General features: G+C 70.1%; 13 protein-coding genes. 5 read left to right on the top strand and 8 right to left on the bottom strand.

Annotated elements, in window-relative coordinates; all coding sequences use genetic code 11:
• Nucleotides 1-5: 5 nt before the first annotated feature.
• The 3 genes from FS825_RS03755 to FS825_RS03745 are packed head-to-tail and all read right to left on the bottom strand — an operon-like array spanning nucleotide 6 to nucleotide 2,109.
• Entirely contained in the window at nucleotides 6-935 is a 930-nt protein-coding gene (locus FS825_RS03755; RefSeq protein ID WP_144710962.1) for an Fpg/Nei family DNA glycosylase, read from the bottom strand.
• A gap of 36 nt (nucleotides 936-971) precedes the next feature.
• A complete protein-coding gene (locus FS825_RS03750; protein ID WP_144710960.1) occupies nucleotides 972-1,460 on the bottom strand; it encodes a ribose-5-phosphate isomerase in 489 nt (162 codons plus the stop codon).
• Between the two features lie 22 nt (nucleotides 1,461-1,482).
• Complete coding sequence (locus FS825_RS03745; RefSeq protein ID WP_144710958.1) at nucleotides 1,483-2,109, bottom strand: helix-turn-helix domain-containing protein; 627 nt, start codon at nucleotides 2,107-2,109, stop codon at nucleotides 1,483-1,485.
• On the opposite strand from FS825_RS03745, the gene FS825_RS03740 reads away from it, so the two are divergent.
• Nucleotides 2,108-2,626 carry a GNAT family N-acetyltransferase gene (locus FS825_RS03740; protein ID WP_144710956.1) on the top strand — a complete coding sequence of 173 codons (519 nt, stop codon included), beginning with the start codon at nucleotides 2,108-2,110 and terminating at the stop codon, nucleotides 2,624-2,626. The two genes, FS825_RS03745 and FS825_RS03740, sit on opposite strands and share 2 nt — an antisense overlap.
• A gap of 9 nt (nucleotides 2,627-2,635) precedes the next feature.
• Here FS825_RS03740 and FS825_RS03735 read toward each other — a convergent pair whose 3' ends face one another.
• Nucleotides 2,636-3,196: a mycothiol-dependent nitroreductase Rv2466c family protein gene (locus FS825_RS03735; RefSeq protein ID WP_222126885.1), complete on the bottom strand. Its 561-nt coding sequence runs from the start codon at nucleotides 3,194-3,196 to the stop codon at nucleotides 2,636-2,638.
• Nucleotides 3,197-3,414: 218 nt separating this feature from the next.
• Here FS825_RS03735 and pepN point away from each other — a divergent pair, with 218 nt between their 5' ends.
• From pepN to FS825_RS03720, 3 genes are all read left to right on the top strand, one after another.
• Nucleotides 3,415-5,994 carry an aminopeptidase N gene (pepN, locus tag FS825_RS03730; protein WP_144710954.1) on the top strand — a complete coding sequence of 860 codons (2,580 nt, stop codon included), beginning with the start codon at nucleotides 3,415-3,417 and terminating at the stop codon, nucleotides 5,992-5,994.
• 77 nt (nucleotides 5,995-6,071) lie between these two features.
• Nucleotides 6,072-7,145: a mechanosensitive ion channel family protein gene (locus tag FS825_RS03725; protein WP_144710952.1), complete on the top strand. Its 1,074-nt coding sequence runs from the start codon at nucleotides 6,072-6,074 to the stop codon at nucleotides 7,143-7,145.
• Complete coding sequence (locus FS825_RS03720) at nucleotides 7,142-7,618, top strand: globin (protein WP_395885454.1); 477 nt, start codon at nucleotides 7,142-7,144, stop codon at nucleotides 7,616-7,618. Before FS825_RS03725 ends, FS825_RS03720 begins: the two co-directional genes overlap by 4 nt.
• A gap of 8 nt (nucleotides 7,619-7,626) precedes the next feature.
• Here FS825_RS03720 and FS825_RS03715 read toward each other — a convergent pair whose 3' ends face one another.
• On the bottom strand, nucleotides 7,627-8,469 hold the full coding sequence (locus tag FS825_RS03715; RefSeq protein WP_144710950.1) for an NAD(P)H-binding protein: 843 nt from the start codon (nucleotides 8,467-8,469) through the stop codon (nucleotides 7,627-7,629).
• A 16-nt stretch (nucleotides 8,470-8,485) separates the two neighbouring features.
• Nucleotides 8,486-9,187 carry a DUF8185 domain-containing protein gene (locus tag FS825_RS03710; RefSeq protein ID WP_144710948.1) on the bottom strand — a complete coding sequence of 234 codons (702 nt, stop codon included), beginning with the start codon at nucleotides 9,185-9,187 and terminating at the stop codon, nucleotides 8,486-8,488.
• A gap of 45 nt (nucleotides 9,188-9,232) precedes the next feature.
• Between FS825_RS03710 and FS825_RS03705 the strand changes: the two genes are divergently transcribed.
• Nucleotides 9,233-10,090: an acyl-CoA thioesterase gene (locus FS825_RS03705; protein ID WP_144710946.1), complete on the top strand. Its 858-nt coding sequence runs from the start codon at nucleotides 9,233-9,235 to the stop codon at nucleotides 10,088-10,090.
• Nucleotides 10,091-10,152: 62 nt separating this feature from the next.
• Here the strand turns inward: FS825_RS03705 and FS825_RS03700 are convergent, their stop codons facing one another.
• Both FS825_RS03700 and ettA read right to left on the bottom strand, forming a co-directional pair.
• On the bottom strand, nucleotides 10,153-10,608 hold the full coding sequence (locus FS825_RS03700) for an acyl-CoA thioesterase (protein WP_144711265.1): 456 nt from the start codon (nucleotides 10,606-10,608) through the stop codon (nucleotides 10,153-10,155).
• 29 nt (nucleotides 10,609-10,637) lie between these two features.
• On the bottom strand, nucleotides 10,638-12,323 hold the full coding sequence (gene ettA / locus FS825_RS03695; protein WP_144710944.1) for an energy-dependent translational throttle protein EttA: 1,686 nt from the start codon (nucleotides 12,321-12,323) through the stop codon (nucleotides 10,638-10,640).
• Nucleotides 12,324-12,449 lie beyond the last annotated feature (126 nt).

The raw sequence follows: 12,449 nt of genomic DNA, 5'->3' as shown, positions 1-12,449 counted from the left end.
GTGCGCTACTTCTGGTCCTTCGGGCACCAGTAGAGCTTGCGTCCGGCCATGTCGGCCATCCGGATCTCGGTGCCGCACACCCGGCACGGTTCGCCCTGCCGGTGGTAGACCCAGTGCCGGTCCTTCCGTGAGCGCTTGGCCTTCTTGAGTTCGGCGTCGGACAGGCCGTCCATCGTGAGCATCAGGCCGTCGCGGACACCGTCGTGCAGGAGCTTCGACCAGTCCGCCCACAGCGCCTTCGCCTGCTTCACGGTGATCTTCTTCCCCGGCTTGTAGGGGTCGATGCGCTGGCGGAACAGCAGCTCGGCACGGTAGATGTTGCCGATCCCGGCGACCACCGACTGGTCCATGAGCAGCTGCCCGATGGCCACGTTCCGCTTCCGGACGTTGTCGACGAACGCCTTCTCGGCCTCGGGGCCGTCGTCGTTCATCGGGTCGGGGCCGAGCTTGTCGAGCGCCTGCTGGACCTCGGCCGGGGTCTCCACCACGCACGCGGTCGGGCCGCGGAGGTCGGCGACGGTGTCCTCGGTGAGGATCCGGACGCGGACCTGGCCGACGGGGTCCGGCGGGAAGGACTCGATCGGGTCCTCGACCTTCTCCTGCTCCGCCATCCGGTACCGGGCGAGTCGGGGTGCGCCGATCGAGGTCAGCGACTCCTCGCCGTCGTCGTCGGTGGACAGTGCGGTGGCGGTCGACAGGTCGCCGGCGAAGTCCCACGCGCCGTAGAGCCCCAGGTGCACACGGAGGAACAGGTCGCCCTCGAACTCGAGGAACATCTGCTTCGCCACGGCACGCGCCGCGATCATCTTCTTGCCGTCGAGCTGCGCCGCCCCGGCGGCGAACCGACCCTGCGGACTCGACACCTCGCAGCGTTTGCCGACGAAGTGCCGGGAGAACTGGTTGGCGATGCGGTGGACGGAGTGACCCTCGGGCATGCCTACCGTTCTACCCGGTACCGCTGACGGGAGGGCCTACTCGTCGATCTGCTTGCCGGCGATCCGGCCCGTCGTCTCGTACTCGGCGAGCTGCGCGATGCGGCGGGCGTGCCGTTCCTCGCCCGAGAACGGCTCGGCGATGAAGAGGTCGACGAAGCGGATGGCTTCGTCCTCGGTGTGCTGACGGGCACCGATGGAGATGACGTTCGCGTCGTTGTGCTGGCGTGCGAGGAGCGCCGTGGACTCGTTCCACACGAGCGCTGCCCGGATGCCCTCGACCTTGTTCGCCGCGATCTGCTCGCCGTTGCCGGATCCGCCGAAGACGACGCCGAGTGCCTGGACGCCCGCGCGCTGGTCCTCGACGACGGCGTGCGCGGCGTTGATGCAGAACGAGGGGTAGTCGTCGAGTGCGTCGTACTCGGTCGGACCGTGGTCCACCACGTCGTGCCCCGCCTCGGTGAGGTGGGCGTTCAGGGTCTTGTTGAACTCGAGGCCGGCGTGGTCCGTTCCGAGGTGGATGCGCATGGAAGCGATCCTATTCCTGCGGCTACTGGCCCCGGACCACGATGACGGCGTACCGCGTGGGCTCGTCACCGGGGTTCCGGTAGACGACGTCGGCGGGCTCGCCGAGTTCGATGCGGTCCCCCGCGCCGAGCCGCGTCGGCTCGCCGCCGACGACGACCTCGAGCACGCCGTCGACGACCCAGATGCAGTGGCGCAGGAACGCGTACGCGGACGCCGGGTAGGCCACTTCGCGGCCGGCCGGGAGGCGCACCTCGGTGACGTCCGCGGGGAAGGACGCGCTCGAGACGGGACGGCGCCGGTACCCGGTCTCGGGATCGGTCCAGGAGTCGGCGGTCGCGCCGCGTTGGACGCCGCGCGCGTCGTCGGGGTCGGTTCCGCGGGGCACCTCGTGGTCGAGGGCCTCGTCGAGGAGCTGCGAGATCGTGAGTCCGAACGCGCCCGAGAGCCGTCCGAGGATCGTCGCCGTCGGGCTGGACACCCCGCGCTCGACGCGGTTGATCATGGCCCGGGAGACGCCGGACTCCTCGGCGAGCTCGGTGAGGCTCCACTTCCGCTCGGTGCGCAGGCGCTGCAACCGGTCGCCGAGTCGGCGCTGGTCGGCGTCGTCGGTTTCCGGTTCCGGCACGGTGTCGTCTACGATCTGAGACATGACGACAGCATATGCGACGAACGGGATCGTGATCCGCGACTGCACCCCGGTCGACCTCGACGTCGTGCACGCGCTGCACGTCGACGCCGTGCTGCACTCCACCGCGATCTGGCAGGACGAGCCGCACCCGCGCGCCTACTTCGACGACTGGCTCGCCGAGCGCCGCGCGGACGGGTACCCGGTGCTCGTGGCCGAGGTCGACGGAGCCGTGGCCGGGTACGCCACCTACAGCGCCTTCCGCCCCCACCAGGGGTACCGGCACACGGTCGAGCACAGCGTCTACGTCGTCGAGGCGTTCCGGGGTCGCGGTGTCGCGACGGTGCTCATGGACGCGCTGACGTCCGAGGCCCGTGCCGAGGGACGGCACGTCATGATGGCGGGCATCTGCTCGTCCAACACCGCGTCGATCGCACTGCACGAGCGCCTCGGCTTCACGACCGTGGGCGTGCTGCCCGAGGTCGGCCGGAAGTTCGACCGGTGGCTCGACCTGACGCTGATGCGGCTGCCGCTGTCCTGACGGGGCGGGTCAGTCGGCGGTGTCGAAGATCGGGCCGACCGTCCGCGAGCGCTTGAGCTCGAAGAAGCCGGGGTACTTCGCGACCGCGACGACGCCGTCCCACAGGTCGAGCGCCTCCTGGCCCTTGGGCGCCGGCGAGATGACCGGACCGAAGAACGCGGTGCCGGCCACGGCGATGACCGGGGTCCCGACGTCCTGCCCGACGCGGTCGATGCCGTCCTTGTGACTGGCGCGCACGGCCTGGTCGACCTCGTCCGTCCAGGCGTACTCGAGGAGGTCGGCGTCGAGGCCGAGCTCGGCGAGCACCGCGGGGACGACCTGCTCGGGGTCCTGCTCCTGGCGGTGGTGGATGTGCTCGCCGAGGGCGTCGTACAGCGGCTTGACGATCTCCTGCCCGAGCCGGAGCTTCGCCGCCGTGACGATCCGCGGGTAGACCTGCCCGGCGCTGAGGCGTTCCTTGTACTTCTCCGGGACGTCCTGGTCCTCGTTGAGCACGAAGAGGCTCATCACCTTCCAGGTCACGTCGAGGTCGCGGTGCTCGGCGACCTCGCCGACCCAGCGGCTCGTCATCCAGGCCCACGGGCAGTTCGGGTCGAACCAGAACTCCACGGTGGTCCGCTCGGTGGTGGTCGCTTCGTCGGTCGTCTTGTCCAGAGTCGTGTCCGTCACGCTTGGACCCTACGCCCGCTCGCTAGGCTGGGAGCCACCGTCCCGCCGGTGCACGACGCCGTGCGGGGACACCGCACCGTGGACACCGATCGTCCGCGGACACCGAAGATGGAGCGTCCGTGCCCGGAGAGAACCTCACCCGAATCGAAGCCCAGGAGCGCGCCGGCATCGTCGACGTGCAGACGTACGACGTCGAGCTCGACCTGACCCGCGGCGCGGAGACGTTCGGCAGCACGACGCGCGTGCGCTTCACCGCGACGCCGGGCGCCTCGACCTTCATCGACGCGATCACGAAGACCGTGCACGCGATCACGCTGAACGGCACCGACCTCGACGTCGCGGCCGTGAACGACGGCGTGCGCATCCAGCTCGACGGGCTGCAGGAGCAGAACGAGCTCGTGGTCGTCGCCGACGCGCTGTACACGAACACGGGCGAAGGGCTGCACCGCTTCGTCGACCCCGTGGACGACGAGGTGTACCTGTACTCCCAGTTCGAGGTCCCGGACTCGCGCCGCATGTTCGCGGTGTTCGAGCAGCCCGATCTCAAGGCCGAGTTCTCCTTCACCGTGACGGCGCCGTCCCGGTGGCAGGTCGTGTCGAACTCCCCCACGCCCGAGCCGCACGTCGACGGCGACATCGCGACGTGGGCGTTCCCCCCGACCGCGAAGATCTCCAGCTACATCACCGCGCTCGTCGCCGGCCCGTACGAGGTCGTGCGCGACGAGCTGACGAGCCGCGACGGCCGCACCATCCCGCTCGGCGTCTTCGCACGCAAGTCGCTGGCGGAGTACCTCGACCCCGAGTACGTGTTCGACATCACGCGGAAGGGCTTCGCGTACTACGAGGAGAAGTTCGACGTCGCGTACCCGTTCGAGAAGTACGACCAGCTCTTCGTGCCGGAGTTCAACGCCGGGGCGATGGAGAACGCGGGCGCGGTCACCTTCACCGAGACGTACGTCTTCCGGTCGAAGGTCACCGACGCGATCAAGGAGCGCCGGGTCGTCACGATCCTGCACGAGCTCGCGCACATGTGGTTCGGCGACCTCGTCACCATGAAGTGGTGGAACGACCTCTGGCTCAACGAGTCCTTCGCCGAGTGGGCCTCCACCATCGCGACGGCCGAGGCCACCGAGTGGACCGAGGCCTGGACCACGTTCCAGGCGATGGAGAAGTCGTGGGCGTACCGGCAGGACCAGCTCCCGTCGACGCACCCGATCGTCGCGACGATCAACGACCTCGAGGACGTCCAGGTCAACTTCGACGGCATCACCTACGCGAAGGGCGGCTCGGTCCTCAAGCAGCTCGTGGCGTGGGTCGGCATCGACGCGTTCTTCGCCGGGGTGTCCGCGTACTTCAAGAAGCACCACCACTCGAACACCGAGCTCCGCGACCTCCTCGTCGAGCTCGAGGCCACGAGCGGCCGTGACCTGTCCGACTGGTCGGCGCTCTGGCTCGAGACCGCCGGGGTGAACACGCTCCGCCCCGAGATCGAGGTCGACGACGCCGGCGTGATCACCTCGTTCGCGGTCCTGCAGGAAGCCCCGGCCGACCACCCGACGCTCCGCCCGCACCGACTCGCGATCGGCGTCTACGCCTTCCAGCAGGACGCGGACGCCCCGTTCGGCGCCGACACGGCGTCAGCGGGCGGCAAGCTCGAGCGCACGCACCGGGTCGAGATCGACGTCGACGGTGCGCGCACCGAGGTCCCCGAACTCGTCGGCGTGCACCGCGGCGACCTCGTGCTCCTCAACGACGACGACCTCGCCTACGCCAAGATCCGGCTCGACGAGCACTCCCGGCGCACCGCGATCGAGCACCTCGCCTCGATCGCGAACCCGCTCGCCCGCTCCATCGTCTGGGGCGCGATGTGGGACGCCACGCGTGACGCCGAGTCGCCCGCGAGCGACTACGTCCGCCTCGTGCTCGGCAACATCGCGACCGAGACCGAGTCGACGACGATCCGCACGACGCTCTCGCAGCTGCTCCTCACGGCGCGGAACTACGTGGCGCCGGCGAAGGCCGACGCGACGATCCGCACGGTCGGCGACACGCTGTGGAAGCTCGCCTCGAGCGCCGAGGCCGGGTCGGACGCGCAGTTCCAGTTCGCGAAGTTCTTCGCGCAGATCGTGTCCACGCCCGAGCACGTCGCCACCCTCTCCGGACTCCGCGACGGCGCGGTGACGCTCAACGGGCTCGAGATCGACACCGACCTCCGCTGGGAGCTGCTCGAGGGCCTCGTGCTCGCGGGCGCTGCCGGCAACGCCGAGGTCGACGCCGAGCTCGCCGCGGACAAGACCGCGTCGGGCGAGCAGGCCGCGGCGCGTGCGCGGGCCACGATCCCGACCGCCGAGGGCAAGCTGGCCGCGTTCTCGTCACTCGTCGACTCGTCCGAGCTGCCGAACGCGATCGTGCGCCAGACCACGATCGGGTACCAGCACGTCAACTCCCCCGTCGTGCTCGAGGGCCTCGTCCCGAAGTACTTCGAGGTCCTCACCCGCATCTGGGCCGAGCGCAGCTACCACATCGCCGACACCATCATCACCGGCCTCTACCCCGCGCCCCTCGCGTCGGTCGAGCTGCGTGACGCGGCCGTCGCGTGGCTCGAGGCGCACCCGGAGACCCCGGCCCTGCGGCGCATCGTGACCGAGGGACTCGCGGGCACCGAACGGGCGCTCCGCGTGCAGGCGGCCGACGACTGAGCACCCGGTGACGGTCAGCGGGGTCTTGGCGTTCCTCACGGAACGCCAAGACCCCGCCCTCTACGATCGATCGGATCATGATCTTGGCTGTACCGACCCCCACCCCATCCGACGCCGCACAGGTCGTCACCCAGACCTTCGGTGAGTTCGTCGAGACCTGGCACATCCCGATCACCGTCGTCATCACGATCATCGCCGCGATCGTCCTCCGCCTGATCCTCCGGCACTCGATCAAGGGCATCGTCGACCGTGTCGTGAACGGCGTCAAGAAGCGTCAGGGCGCGACCGACACGCAGGCGCTGATCGCCTCACCGATCCAGACTGCGCGCGTCGTCCAGCGCACCCGGACGCTCGGTAGCGTCCTCGAGAACCTCGCGACGGTGATCGTCGTCGTGATCGCGCTCGTCGTGATCATCCCGCTCGTCATCCCGAACGCCGCCGTCGGCATCGTCGGTGGCGCCTCGCTCGTCGCGGCCGGCCTCGCCGTCGGCGCGCAGAGCATCGTGAAGGACCTGCTGTCCGGCGTCTTCATGATCCTCGAGGACCAAGCAGGCGTCGGCGACGTCGTCGACACCGGCCAGGCGACCGGCGTCGTCGAGAACGTCGGCCTCCGCGTCATGCAGATCCGTGACGTCAACGGCATCCTCTGGTTCGTCCCGAACGGTCAGATCCTGCGCGTCGGCAACCTCTCGCAGGGCTGGTCACGGGTGCTCGTCGACGTCACCGTGCCGTACGACACCGACATCGACGCGGTGCAGGACGCCCTCCTCGCCGCGGCGGTGACGATGTCGCAGGAGCCCCGCTGGCGCCAGCGGATCGTGGAGAAGCCGGAGATCTGGGGCCTGCAGTCCATCAGCGACGACGGCATGGTGTTCCGCCTCGTGGTGAAGACGCGTGCGTCGGAGCTCGACGTCGTCGGCCGGGAACTCCGCGTGCGGCTCAAGCGCGCCGTGGACGCGCTCGGTGTGACACTGCCCGCGATGGCGATGATCATGCCGGAGGGCTGGGAGAACGCGACCTCGATCAACGGGCTCCGGACCGTCCGCACCCAGCCGACGCCCGCGCCGACGAAGCCGCGGCGCACGCGCAAGAACGTCCTCGGTCAGCCGATCCGGACCGACGACCACGATGCCGGGAGGGACCCGCAGTGACCGAACCGACCCCACCGCCCACCGGGTCCCCGCAGCCGGGCGGCGGCGTGCCCGCGCAGCCGATCACGCTCCGGGTCGGTGAGCGCGGGGCGTCCGCCACCGGGTCGCTGTTCGAGCGCATCGGCGGCGCCCCGACGTTCGACCGTCTCGTCCGCCGCTTCTACGAAGGCGTCCAGCAGGACGACGTGATCTGGCCGATGTACCCGGCGGACGACCTGGACGGCGCGGTCTGGCGGCTGTCCGCGTTCCTGCAGCAGTACTGGGGCGGCCCTGGGACGTACAGCGAGGAACGCGGCCACCCTCGGCTGCGCATGCGGCACATGCCGTTCCGCATCACGTCGGAAGCGCGGGAGCGCTGGCTCCTCCACATGCGCGAGGCAGTGGAGTCGCTCGGACTCGCCCCGCTCGACGAAGCCGAGCTGTGGGGCTACCTCGACCGTGCCGCGCACGCCATGACGAACACGTTCGACTGACCGTCGGGTCAGCGGAGGTACGACCCGTCCGCCAGGTCGTCGACCAGGGACGGCCCGGTGGGGTCCCAGCCGAAGGCGGCACGCGCGTGCGCGCCGGACGCCTCCTGGTGCAGGAGCAGCGCGTCGGCGTACTCGGCGCCCAGTCGCGCACGGCTGGCGTCGGCGCTCTCGGCGACGACCGGCGACCCGTGCGCGCCCGCCTCGCCGAGCTCCCGCACCGTCGGGTTGTGCCCGCTCACGGCGACCGCGTACCCGTCCTGCTCGGCTCGGTGCACGGCGAGCACGTAGAGCTCCCCGAGGTCGTCGACGTGGACCGTCGTCCAGCGCTGGGAACCGTCGCCGACGAGCCGGACCTCGTGCTCGCCGTCGCCGACGAACATCGCCGGGATGCCGGCGCCGCGGCCGTGGACGATGCCCGGCGCGATGATCGTGGTGCGGACGTCGCTCGCCCGGACGGCCGCCTCGTTCGGGACGCGCCACGCGGTCAGTGCGGGCGGTGACACCGGGGACTGCTCGGAGATGTCGGTCGAGTCGCCGAACGTGAAGATGCCGCCGGTGTGGACGAACGGCTTGGGGGTTCCGACGAGCGCGTCGAGGACCGTCCTGGTGAAGCCCGGGTCGACGTCCGGCGCCGAGGCGGTGTGGACGACGGCGTCGGACTCGCGCGCGAGCTGCCGGACGAGGTCGGTGTCGGTGACGTCGCCGACCACGGCTCGGCCGCCGGCGTCCCGGACGGCCTGCGCCTTCTGGTCCGTCCGCACGACCGCGGTGACGTCGTGCTCGTGCGCGACGAGTGCGCGGAGCACCGAGGAGCCGATGTACCCGGACGCGCCGGTGAGGAACACGTGCATCGTCGGTGGGTCTTTCCTACGACGTGAGGGTCCAGGCGCGACGCTTCACGAGCACGTGGCCGCGCGACGTCGTCAGCCGGCTCCACGGGCCGGTCTCGAACAGCCGCACCGGGTCGTGTCCGAGGAACCCGAGGCTCTCCCCCGCGAACCCGGCACCGGCGGGGACGTGCTCGATGCCCGCGACGGGTCGGCCCCAGACCTCGGAGCGCACCTTGCGGACGATCGCCTCGCCCGCGTTCGTCGGTACCGCGTCGGCGACCTCGGCGATGCCGTCGCGCGCCGCACGGCGCAGGAGCTCCGGCGAGACGTCGGGCAGCGGGACCCAGCCGCCGCGGGGCGGTGAGATCGCCGCCCACGTGACGGTGTGGACCTCGTGCGGGAGTTCGACCTCGATCGGGGTCGCCCGGGTGGGGTCGGCAGCGTCCGCGTGCTCGGCGTCGTGCGTCTCGCCGAGCACCCGGAGCCGCTCCTGCAGCGAGGCCAGCGGCACCACCGCGTCGATGGACGCCGGCTGCGCGAGTGAGAACGTGCGGAGGCCGAGCACCGTCGGCAGCTCGTCGAGCAGACCGAGCGGGTAGAGGATCGCCGTGTACACCGCGAGGACCCCGGAGTCGGCGATCAGCCGGACGGAACCGTCCTCGATCCGGGCGGCCCGTCCGAGGTACGTGCGGAGGTCTCCGAGCGAGGCTGCGTCGGGAAGCGTGAACGAGTTGCCCATGTCTCCCGGATCCTACCGTTCCGAGCCTGCTCGTAGACTGCCCGTGTGAACGGCGAACCGGACTTCCTGCGGACCCTCCGACTGTCGGACACCGGCGCGAGCACGGGCGAGACGATCCTCACCGGAGCCAGTCACTGGTCCCCCGGCGGCCGGGTCTTCGGCGGGCAGGTCCTCGCGCAGTGCATCGTCGCAGCACAGACCACCATCGAGGACCGCGACATCCACTCGATGCACGGTTACTTCCTCCGACCCGGCGACATCGACGTCCCCATCACCTTCGGCGTCGAGCGGATCCACGACGGTCGCTCGTTCGCCGCCCGGCGCGTCCAGGCGTACCAGCGCGGCGTGCCGATCTTCTCGATGATCGCGTCGTTCCAGCGTCCCGACCACGGGCTGGAGCACCAGGACCCGTTCCCGGTCGACATCCCAGCGCCGGAGTCGCTGCCGTCGGCCGCGTCGATCCTCTCCGCGATCGACCACCCCGTCGCACAGGCGTGGGCGGAGCGGTCCATCGACCTCCGGCACGTCGAGGGTCCGGTGTTCGTCGACGTGCAGGGCGAGCAGGTCCCGCACCAGGCCGTGTGGTTCCGGGTCGACGGCGACCTGCCCGAGGACCCCGCCCTGCACCGCGCCGTCCTCGGCTACGCGAGCGACCTGTCGATCCTCGAGCCGATCATGCGACGGCACGGGCTCGCGTGGGGAACGCCAGGGGTGAAGAGCGCCAGCCTCGACCACGCGATGTGGTGGCACCGCGACGGCCGGGCGGACGAGTGGGTCCTGTACACGCAGGAGTCCCCGAGTGCGCAGGGCGGCCGGGGACTCGCGTTCGGGCGGATGTTCTCGCGGGACGGCCGGCTACTCGCGTCCGTGGCGCAAGAGGGGATGATGCGCGCTCCGCGCTGACCGGCTGCCCGCACCGGCTCGGACTCGGGCTTGCTGACCGGCTGACCGCTCGGGCTCGGGTGCTACGGCCGGGAGAACTCGACGGCAGCCTCGGTGTACCGGGCGCAGGCGTCCCGCTCGGCCGCGGTGAGCCGGCGCGGCCGGTTCGTCTCCGCGTCGACCATCACGAGGGCCGTCGTCGCCCGGGTGTAGAGCACAGCAGGCTCGTGCCCGACCGGCGACCACACCTCGTACGACACGTCGATGCTCGCGCCCCCGATCCGCCCGATCCACATCTGGATGTCGAGGGGCTGCCGGAAGTACGGGATGGACGCGAGGTACTCGAGCCGCTGCGCCGCGATCACCGTCATCGTGCCCGAACCCGGCCGACCGTCGATGATCGGTTCCGGCATCGACCCGTCGGACTCGAGTTCGTCCGGGTCCGGACCCCAGAACCCCACGATGCGCGCCTCTTCCAGGAGGCGCAGCATCGCGGAGTTGTTGACGTGACCGTAGGCGTCGATGTCGCTCCACCGCATGCGGATGGGAGCGTGCAACCGCGCCACGGTCAGTCGCGGGTGAGCTTGCGGTACGTCGCGCGGCCGGGCTTGGCCGCGTCGGCACCGAGGCGCTCGATCTTGTTCTCCTCGTAGGCCTCGAAGTTGCCCTCGAACCAGTACCAGTTCGGCGTGCCGTCCTCGTTGAGGCCTTCCCACGCCAGGATGTGCGTCGCGATGCGGTCGAGGAACCACCGGTCGTGGGTGATGACGACTGCGCAGCCCGGGTACTCCAGCAGTGCGTTCTCGAGGCTGCCGAGGGTCTCGACGTCGAGGTCGTTCGTCGGCTCGTCGAGGAGCAGCAGGTTGCCGCCCTGCTTGAGCGTCAGCGCGAGGTTGAGGCGGTTCCGCTCACCACCGGAGAGGATGCCCGCACGCTTCTGCTGGTCCGGCCCCTTGAAGCCGAACTGCGAGACGTAGGCGCGCGACGGGATCTCGGTCTTGCCGACCTGGATGTAGTCCAGGCCGTCGGACACGACCTCCCACAGGTTCTTGTTCGGGTCGATGCCGCCACGGCTCTGGTCGACGTAGGAGATGTCGACCGTGTCGCCGATCTTCAGGGTGCCGCCGTCGAGCGGTTCCAGGCCGACGATCGTCTTGAACAGCGTGGTCTTGCCGACACCGTTCGGACCGATGACACCGACGATGCCGTTCCGCGGCAGCGTGAACGACAGGTCGTCGATGATCACGCGCTCGCCGAACTGCTTGTGCAGCTTGTCGGCGTCGATGACCTGGGAGCCGAGGCGCGGCCCCACGGGGATCACGATCTCCTCGAAGTCGAGCTTCCGCGTGCGCTCGGCTTCCGTGACCATCTCTTCGTAGCGGGCCAGACGGGCCTTCGACTTCGCCTGGCGGCCCTTCGTGTTGCTGCGCACCCAGTCGAGCTCGGACGACAGGCGCTTGGCGAGCTTGGCGTCCTTCTTGCCCTGGACCTCGAGGCGAGCGCGCTTCTTCTCGAGGTAGGTCGAGTAGTTGCCCTCGTACGGGTAGAGGCGGCCACGGTCGACCTCGGCGATCCACTGGGCGACGTGGTCGAGGAAGTAGCGGTCGTGGGTCACGGCGAGGACGGCGCCGTGGTACTGCTGCAGGTGCTGCTCGAGCCACTGCACGGACTCGGCGTCCAGGTGGTTGGTGGGCTCGTCGAGGAGGAGCAGGTCGGGCTTCTGGAGCAGGAGCTTGCAGAGCGCCACGCGACGCTTCTCACCGCCGGAGAGGTGCGTGACGAGCTCGTCCCCCGGGGGGCACTGGAGCGCGGCCATCGCCTGCTCGAGCTGCGAGTCGAGGTCCCACGCGTCTGCCGCGTCGATCTCTTCCTGCAGGGTGCCCATCTCGGCGAGGAGGGCGTCGAAGTCGGCGTCCGGCTCGGCCATCAGCGCGGAGATCTCGTTGAACCGGGTGATCTTCCCGTGGATCTCGCCGACGCCTTCCTGCACGTTCTCGAGGACGGTCTTCGACTCGTCGAGCTCCGGCTCCTGCATGAGGATGCCGACGCTGAAGCCCGGAGTGAGCTTCGCCTCGCCGTTGGACGGCTGGTCGAGACCCGCCATGATCTTCAGGATCGTCGACTTGCCCGCACCGTTCGGTCCGACGACGCCGATCTTGGCGCCGGGGAGGAACGACATCGTGACGTCGTCGAGGATCAGCTTGTCGCCGACCGCCTTGCGGGCGCGGACCATCTGGTAGATGTACTCAGCCATATCGCGATGAGTCTACCGACAGCGCACCGGCCGCGCCCGCGCGCTGTCGCTTGCTCCGGAACCCGCAGGGGGGCTGTTGCACTCGGCGACTTCGACGTACCGTTACCGCGCCCCGCACCAGGGGCT

The organism is Curtobacterium pusillum, assembly GCF_007680845.1.
Lineage (GTDB): Bacteria > Actinomycetota > Actinomycetes > Actinomycetales > Microbacteriaceae > Curtobacterium > Curtobacterium pusillum_B.
This window is presented reverse-complemented; position numbering and strand designations above follow the sequence as displayed.

What these genes read in the sequence shown, in the direction of transcription:
- FS825_RS03755 (WP_144710962.1), bottom strand. Translation starts at nt 935, where the DNA reads ATGCCCGAGGGTCACTCCGTCCACCGCATCGCCAACCAGTTCTCCCGG.
- FS825_RS03750 (WP_144710960.1), bottom strand. Translation starts at nt 1,460, where the DNA reads ATGCGCATCCACCTCGGAACGGACCACGCCGGCCTCGAGTTCAACAAG.
- FS825_RS03740 (WP_144710956.1), top strand. Translation starts at nt 2,108, where the DNA reads ATGACGACAGCATATGCGACGAACGGGATCGTGATCCGCGACTGCACC.
- FS825_RS03745 (WP_144710958.1), bottom strand. Translation starts at nt 2,109, where the DNA reads ATGTCTCAGATCGTAGACGACACCGTGCCGGAACCGGAAACCGACGAC.
- FS825_RS03735 (WP_222126885.1), bottom strand. Translation starts at nt 3,196, where the DNA reads ATGACGAGCCGCTGGGTCGGCGAGGTCGCCGAGCACCGCGACCTCGAC.
- FS825_RS03725 (WP_144710952.1), top strand. Translation starts at nt 6,072, where the DNA reads ATGATCTTGGCTGTACCGACCCCCACCCCATCCGACGCCGCACAGGTC.
- FS825_RS03715 (WP_144710950.1), bottom strand. Translation starts at nt 8,469, where the DNA reads ATGCACGTGTTCCTCACCGGCGCGTCCGGGTACATCGGCTCCTCGGTG.
- FS825_RS03710 (WP_144710948.1), bottom strand. Translation starts at nt 9,187, where the DNA reads ATGGGCAACTCGTTCACGCTTCCCGACGCAGCCTCGCTCGGAGACCTC.
- FS825_RS03700 (WP_144711265.1), bottom strand. Translation starts at nt 10,608, where the DNA reads ATGCGGTGGAGCGACATCGACGCCTACGGTCACGTCAACAACTCCGCG.
- ettA (WP_144710944.1), bottom strand. Translation starts at nt 12,323, where the DNA reads ATGGCTGAGTACATCTACCAGATGGTCCGCGCCCGCAAGGCGGTCGGC.